The sequence below is a fragment of the Rhizobacter sp. P2_H2 genome, from assembly GCF_056403375.1.
The window spans coordinates 1-896 of record NZ_JBFUFP010001562.1; the positions used below are offsets into that span (position 1 = coordinate 1).

Below are 896 nucleotides of genomic sequence, written 5' to 3' on the forward strand. Positions count from 1 at the left end.
CCCGTCAGGCGACGGGTTCGCATTCGCAGGTATCTGAGAGCGACGCGCGTCGACTTTTGCACGTGCGGTGGGGTCCATGAAATTTCCTTGGTGCGGTTGAAGAAATCGAACGATCAGTTCCGGATCCTGCGCGCCGCCAGCTGATCGATGCGGCGGCGGGCCAGTTCCTGCAGTTCGACGAAGGCCGCATCGGCACGGCCGAGGTCGATCGTGGCTTCGAAGGCCTGGACCGCCTCTTCCTCCCGGCCGGTGGCCGCGAGGCACTCGCCCAGCCGGAACATCGCGGCCACATGACGGGGATTCCCGACCAGGCACAAGGCATACATCGGCGCGGCCAGCTCGGGTTGGTTCAACCGCTGCAGGCAGGTCGCGGCTATGAAGCCATGGCGAGGGCTTTGCGCATGCGTTTCGAGATGGAGTGCGATTGGCAAGGCGTGCTGGAACTGTCCCTCGTTGCAGAGCCGCGAGGCGATGTCGTAAAGCGCATCGCAGCGCTGCGGTGACAGTGGCTGCACCGCGTCCGTGACCACTTGCCCGCGCTCAGCGGGTGGCGCGGCACGAAGCTGCTCGGCGATGCCGATCAGGCCGGTCCCGAGGGACTGCACCAAGGCAGCGATCTGCGGGTCGGGGTACGCATGTGAATGCAGCGGTGCATGGGGGGTTACTGCGGAATTCATGCCGCATGAGTAACCGGCCCGCGCGAATGGTTCCTAGCCCGGTGCGCTGGCGGCCGGCGGCGCGTTGGTGGTCGGCTTCGGCGTGCCTGAACCGAGCTTGTCGCACGCAGTGAGCGACAGCGTGGCGCCCATGCTGAGCATCAACAGAAATGCCAACAGCAGTCGATGCATGGCGGTACTCCTTTGTCGCCGTTCAGTAGCGCGATTGCAGCTCGCGGA

At 65.3% G+C, this 896-nt stretch carries 2 protein-coding genes; both read right to left on the reverse strand.

Annotated elements, in window-relative coordinates:
• Positions 1-113 precede the first annotated feature (113 nt).
• A complete protein-coding gene (locus AC1D15_RS34750; protein ID WP_477829657.1) occupies positions 114-608 on the reverse strand; it encodes a hypothetical protein in 495 nt (164 codons plus the stop codon).
• 102 nt (positions 609-710) lie between these two features.
• Complete coding sequence (locus AC1D15_RS34755) at positions 711-848, reverse strand: hypothetical protein (protein WP_465114340.1); 138 nt, start codon at positions 846-848, stop codon at positions 711-713.
• Positions 849-896: the final 48 nt, after the last annotated feature.

Bases quoted from the DNA above. Each gene is read 5' to 3' on its own strand.
- AC1D15_RS34755 (WP_465114340.1), bottom strand. From the start codon at position 848: ATGCATCGACTGCTGTTGGCATTTCTGTTGATGCTCAGCATGGGCGCC.